Origin of the sequence: Rhizobium hidalgonense, from assembly GCF_002914525.1 — a bacterium.
GTDB classification, from domain to species: domain Bacteria; phylum Pseudomonadota; class Alphaproteobacteria; order Rhizobiales; family Rhizobiaceae; genus Rhizobium; species Rhizobium hidalgonense.
Genome location: NZ_LODW01000048.1, coordinates 438,949 through 444,948 on the forward strand (window position 1 = coordinate 438,949; position 6,000 = coordinate 444,948).

7 protein-coding genes are annotated in these 6,000 nt (G+C 61.2%); 3 read left to right on the forward strand and 4 right to left on the reverse strand.

Annotated features, from left to right (window positions below; all coding sequences use genetic code 11):
* Positions 1-56: 56 nt before the first annotated feature.
* Positions 57-1,079, forward strand: a complete 1,023-nt coding sequence (ftsZ, locus tag ATY29_RS12110) for a cell division protein FtsZ (protein ID WP_003564537.1) — start codon at positions 57-59, stop codon at positions 1,077-1,079.
* A 799-nt stretch (positions 1,080-1,878) separates the two neighbouring features.
* Here ftsZ and ATY29_RS12115 read toward each other — a convergent pair.
* Entirely contained in the window at positions 1,879-2,703 is an 825-nt protein-coding gene (locus ATY29_RS12115; protein ID WP_097532811.1) for a helix-turn-helix transcriptional regulator, read from the reverse strand.
* Between the two features lie 92 nt (positions 2,704-2,795).
* Between ATY29_RS12115 and ATY29_RS12120 the strand changes: the two genes are divergently transcribed.
* Entirely contained in the window at positions 2,796-3,686 is an 891-nt protein-coding gene (locus ATY29_RS12120; RefSeq protein WP_097532812.1) for an SDR family oxidoreductase, read from the forward strand.
* A 57-nt stretch (positions 3,687-3,743) separates the two neighbouring features.
* Here ATY29_RS12120 and ATY29_RS12125 read toward each other — a convergent pair whose 3' ends face one another.
* Complete coding sequence (locus ATY29_RS12125; protein ID WP_097532813.1) at positions 3,744-3,953, reverse strand: hypothetical protein; 210 nt, start codon at positions 3,951-3,953, stop codon at positions 3,744-3,746.
* 1 nt (position 3,954) lies between these two features.
* Positions 3,955-4,155, reverse strand: coding sequence for a hypothetical protein (locus tag ATY29_RS12130; RefSeq protein ID WP_025416503.1), 201 nt, complete (start codon positions 4,153-4,155; stop codon positions 3,955-3,957).
* 126 nt (positions 4,156-4,281) lie between these two features.
* Here ATY29_RS12130 and ATY29_RS36845 point away from each other — a divergent pair, with 126 nt between their 5' ends.
* On the forward strand, positions 4,282-4,455 hold the full coding sequence (locus ATY29_RS36845) for a hypothetical protein (RefSeq protein WP_097532814.1): 174 nt from the start codon (positions 4,282-4,284) through the stop codon (positions 4,453-4,455).
* 517 nt (positions 4,456-4,972) lie between these two features.
* Here the strand turns inward: ATY29_RS36845 and ATY29_RS12135 are convergent.
* A partial coding sequence (locus ATY29_RS12135; protein ID WP_097532815.1) for a calcium-binding protein occupies positions 4,973-6,000 on the reverse strand: 1,028 nt, incomplete at its 5' end.

Here is a 6,000-nt window from a genome sequence, read left to right on the forward strand (position 1 = left end):
CTCGATTCGCTAGGCACGACGAGGGCGTGGCGTGAAAGAACATCAAGGAGAGTGCGATGACGGACGCCAAGAGCGGCATTTCGGGACTGCGGCCGCATATTACTGTAATCGGCGTCGGCGGTGGTGGGGGCAATGCGATCAACAATATGATCGCGGAAAAGCTGGCGGGCGTTGAATTCATCGCCGCAAATACGGACGCCCAGGTCCTCGCCACATCAAAGGCGACGCGGCGCATTCAACTCGGTGCAAACGTGACGGAGGGTCTCGGCGCCGGTTCGCTCCCCGAGATCGGCCATGCGGCTGCCGAGGAGTCGATCGATGAGATCATGGATCATCTGGCGGGATCGCATATGTGTTTCGTCACAGCCGGCATGGGCGGCGGGACGGGCACCGGTGCTGCCCCAGTCATCGCCCGCGCCGCGCGTGCGGCCGGCATCCTGACCGTCGGCGTCGTCACCAAGCCCTTCACCTTCGAGGGCAATCGCCGCATGCGGACGGCGGAAGTCGGCATCGAGGCGCTTCGCCAGGCAGCCGACACGGTCATCGTCATTCCCAATCAAAACCTCTTCCGCATTGCCGACGCGAAAACCACTTTCGCCGATGCGTTCATGACCGCCGACCGTGTGCTCTATGCCGGCGTCGGCTGCATTACCGATCTCATCGTCAAGGAAGGCCTGATCAACCTCGATTTTGCCGACGTGAAGTCGGTCATGCAAGGTATGGGCCGCGCCATGATGGGCACGGGCGAAGCCTCCGGCGAGAGCCGCGCGATGAAGGCGGCGGAAGCCGCAATTGCCAACCCCCTTCTCGACGATATCTCGATGAAGGGCGCCAGGGGAGTGCTGATCTCGATCTCGGGCGGTTCGGATATGACGCTGTTCGAAGTCGACGAAGCGGCCAGCCGCATTCGCGACGAGGTACAGGACGATGCCGACATCGTCGTCGGCGCCATCTTCGACCGCAGCCTTGACGGCAAGTTCCGAGTCTCGGTGGTGGCAACGGGACTGGAAGGCGGCGGCGTGCCCGCATCCGCTCCTCACGCCCCCGCCGCGCAGATCCAGACACGTACGCTGCAATAGCATCGCCGCCCACGTTAGCAGCCTGCTCACGGCGGAGCTGCCCCATAAAAGTTGCCCCGCCATATGGAAAACGGGCGGGGCAATATCGGGGTTCGGCCAGAATACTTGCCGGATCGGACGTGCGCGACGCTGCGGCAATTCCCGTCCTGCCCGTGGGTGGTAACGGGCCGGCGCGCCACAGCCCATCCGCCTCATGCATCCGCCGTCGCTTTTCCTTATTGTCGATGCTTTCTGATTGGGGATCCGCCGATCACCGGCGCAACGGGGCTACCGCCTGTTTGTCGCGTTGCCGATCGCGCGCTCCGTAAAGTCACGTAAAGTAAAAACCGCACCAGAAATTCCGCCAACCCCGTAATAAACACTGCCCCATATCAACAAACTCAAAATAAAAGCCGCGATCAGAACTCGGATAGCCACGGAACACTTCTTTCCAACACGCCTTAATTTACTCAATATTAGAAATATATACTTACATAAGTTGACAAGGTCAAATACAATTATTCAACCCGCAATCCTTCGGCAGGGCGATGTTAGGACGAGCATCGCGCGCCTGTGGCAGCACGTGATCAATGCCCACCCACCTCTTAGTCGCTAACGGTAAAGCCCCATGAAGAGGGATCGATCAATTCCGCCGGCGGGATCATCTCCTTGAGATCGACCGGACGGCGCTTGATCTCGATCGCGGTATAATTGTTACCCCGGCTCAAATATTGTGAGCGTTGATGCACACCATCACTGCAGATTTGTCCGGATTGCGGCGGTGGATTGGCCCATCATGGGGATAATCAAATTCCCTCACTCACCCCAGCAACCCCGTGATCTTCTGCGTATCCTCAGCCGTCGCGGGGTTGTACACCACCATGCTGAGGTCCGGCCGGCCGTCCACCTGAAAGGCCGAATACTCAAAGGAGAGGAGCCCGAGGACCGGGTGTTTGATGTGTTTGGCGCCCTCGCCGTGGGTGCGCACGTCGTTGTCGCGCCACATGGCCAGGAATTCCGGGCTCTTGCGGCAGAGTTCCTCGACCAGCGGCTCAACCTCGGCAGCGGCACCCGCACGCGCCGCGTCGACCCGGAAGGCGGCGACGACGAAGCGGGCGACACTTTCCCAGTCGTACTGGGCGGCGCGCACGCGCGGATCGAGGAAGATGAAGCGCAGCACGTTGCGCTCTTGCGGAGGCAGCGCGCCGTAATCGGTCAGCAGCACGGTCGCCGCCCGGTTCCAGGCGACTACATCCCAGATCGCGGTGCGGATCAGCGCCGGGCTCGGATCCAGCGCATCGAGCACGCCTTGTAGGCGCGGCGTCACGCCCTCTTCTTTGCGGTAGCGCACCTCGGGCGGCCGGCCGAGGCCGATGAGGAAGAGATGCTCGCGCTCGACATCTGTCAGCATCAGGGCGCGCGAAATCCGGTCGAGCACATCGGCCGACGGCGCCCCGCCGCGTCCCTGCTCCAGCCAGGTGTACCAAGTCGGGCTGATATTTGCGCGGCTCGCTACCTCCTCGCGGCGCAAGCCAGGCGTGCGCCGTCTCTCTGCCGCAAAACCGAAGGCGGCGGGATCGAGCTTGGCGCGGCGGTCCTTGAGATAGCTGCCGAGAAGATTGTCGGTGGCGACGAATTCGCCCATCCTATTAGCCTTTATACCATGATAATGTCACTACTTTACCATGATACCCTAAGCCTCGATATGTGTCTCCTGTCGAAACCGGAGATTTGCATATGCGTGTATTTGTAACCGGAGCCACCGGCTGGGTCGGCTCGGCTGTCGTCAGCGAGCTGATCGCGGCCGGCCATCAGGTGTTAGGCCTTACCCGATCGGAAAAGGGCGCTGAAGAGCTCAGGGCCGCCGGCGCCGAGGTCCACCGCGGCACGCTTGAGGATAGGGAAAGCCTGAAGCGCGGTGCCGCCGAGGCCGACGGCGTCATCCATACCGGCTTCAACCATGACTTCTCAAAATTCGCTGAGAATTGCGCCCTTGACCGGCGCGCGATCGAGGCGCTCGGCGAAGCCCTGAATGGCTCCGGCCGGCCGCTGCTGGTGACGGCAGGCCTTGGCCATGCGCCGGGTCGCGTCGGCACCGAGAACGACCCGCCCATGCCGACCACCGAGACCTATCCGCGGGCCTCCGAAATCACCGCGGTATTGCTCGCCGCACGCGGCGTGCGCGCCTCCACCGTGCGGCTGCCGCCTTCGGTGCATGGCCGCCGCGATCACGGCTTCGTGCCGATCCTGATCGACACCGCCCGGCGAAAGGGTGTCTCGGCCTGCATAGGCGAAGGACTGAACCGCTGGCCTGCCGTGCACAGGTTGGATGCTGCTAGGGTCTATCGCCTGGCGCTGGAGCATGGCGTCGAAGCCGGCCCCTTCCTTGCAGTTGCCGAAGAGGGCGTGCCGTTCAGGCAGATTGCCGAGGTGATCGGCCGGCGACTAAATGTGCCTGTCGTTTCACTTTCACCGGAAGAGGCGGCCGAGCATTTCGGTTGGTTTGCGATGTTTGCCGGCTTCGACGTGCCGACCTCGAGCGCTCACACCCGCGCGCTGATCGGTTGGCAGCCGGAGCAGCCTGGCCTCCTCGCCGATATCGATCACCCGGCCTATTTCGGCGGCTGAGGGATGTAAAACAAAGACTAGCCGCGTTGCATGAATCGAATTCTGTATGCGATGTGGTTAGCGCATCCGGCCTTCGTTCATATCGGCGGGATCGTAATTGATGTCCCAATCCTTGCCCGACTTCTTCTTGCCGGGCGGGTTCTTGTGCACCGTCGCATCTTGCGAGCCGGTGATGACAGTTGGCTTGGCGCTGGCAACACCCGTGCTTTTCCGGTCGGCCCGAGATTTTGCGAACTGGCCGGCCGCGTCTTTTTCGGGATTGGCCATCTCATTCACCCTTCTGCTTCAGCGCGTCGCCGAGGTCCTTGGTCTCGGGATCGCGGTTGTTTTCGCCATGCGCGTCGCGATCGCGGTCCGGATCGTCTTTGGCTTTCAGATAGCCGCGCGGGGTGTTTTCCTTCGGGCCTTCCCATCGGGGAGACTGATCTGTGGTGCCGGGAGCGCCATCCTTGGGGGTTGTCATGCCCATCGTCGTTTCTCCTTGGTTGAGTAGGAAAAACCGGGAAGCGCGCCAAGTGTTCCCGCACAAAATTTGGAACAGTGTCGTCCCCCACTGGTTCTCTCGAGGTCGCAACCTCAAACAGGGAGCCGAAAGATGAGCAAGACCAACGTCCGTGAACTCCAGAAACGCGCTGAACAGCAGGTTAAGAACACCAGCGCCGGCGGCCACCTTGGCGGTACCTATTTCGGCCAACAGCCGGACGGCAAAACCACCTCGGACAGCAGAAACGACAGCGCCAAGGCGCGGCCGAACGACGGGAGCAATTGAGGGCGCATGCTGCTGGTTCCTGACATTCTAAAGACCACCGAGGATCCATGCTAGGAGAGCCTTCCACCCACGGATTCCTGTGCCCGCCACAGGAATCCGGGCACGGCGCGTTCGCGCGGTAAACAGCCAAATGCACGCTTGAAGAGACTTCCGCGCCCAAAGACTTGGGCGCGCTCGATCCTGTGACCAGCGCAGGGATGAGGGGATTGGAGGAGGCGGAGACGTTCTCCCACCCTCCCACCTCTATTGGGAAGCGGCAGCCTCAACCCGCATCGTGCTCAGCCGCCACGCCGGTCAGTCGACGGCCTGCCCTTTGGGTCGGTGCCGCTGATCCTGGTAACGCCGATCGCGGAGGCCAAATCGACGGGCGTGACCCCGACGAGTAATGGGGAAGCACGGCGGCGCGCGAGGCGTTCGCGAAACGGGATCAGGCTCCCGCCGTAGCCGGACGATTGCGGCGCCTTTTTAGCTCATCGTCTGCGAGCGCGGTCAATGCTGGTTGTGGTCACAGACCGCCTCAGCCAAACAAGAAATCGCCCGAGTTGAAATTTGCAAGTCCGCCGAGGGTGGTGATGTTGTCGAATTCAGCAACCAGCACCGCGCCGCCGGCTGAACTTGGGTTCGGATCGTAGTAGACCGCCGCATGGCCGAGATCCGTATTGTGGAACACGAACAATGCCCCTGTGGTTATGTTGCTGTAACCGTTGATGGTGCTCTGGACGGTTGCGTTCGTGACGCTCACGTCCGTTTTGACGCCAACCTCCGTTCCGGCAACATTGATCGTGCCGTTGTTTCCCACCTTCACGTTTTCCACGCTTGTATTGTTGTTGCCGACGGCGAACTCCAACGCGCCGCCTCCAACGTCTAATTGGAACCTGTCCACCATTGTGCTGTTCGTCCCAGCATTGAAGTCGGTCATATGGTTCGTGGTGGTGGCAAACCTTTGGAGAAAGAAGGTGTCATTTCCCACGCCCCCGGTAAGGGTGTTGTTACCAGCACCGCCGTTGAGGGTGTCATTGCCGTCTTGGCCGAAAAGAGTGTCGTCACCTCCTAGCCCGAACATCATATCGTTACCGCCACCGCCGTAGAGCACGTCGTCGCCCGTTCCACCGGTGGGATTGTCCTGTGAATTGCCGTTGCCACCGGTGATAATCGTGAACGTCTCGGTCTTTTCGAAGGCCGGCCCTATGGGATCACCCGTCTGCGTCGCCGTTACCGTCACCGAAAATGTACCGTTCGTCGATAGTGCATCCGAACTCAGCGTATTGCCGGTTATCGAAAACAAGCCCGGATTCGACTGCGAAGCAATGCCGAAGTTGAATCCGCCTGTGTCGGCATCAGTCGCCGTCAGCAGACCACTGAATTCAAAACTATTGAAGTTGACGCTATCCGCCGGAACGACAGGCGTCAGCTTAATATCGGTCGGTGCCTGCCTGGCTGGTCCATCATCGGCGCCGGTGATGGCGACGACGATATTGTGGCTGGCCGTGCCGTCGAGCGAGCTGACGCTCAGCGTGTCGGTGACGGCGTCGCCCTGGTTGAGCG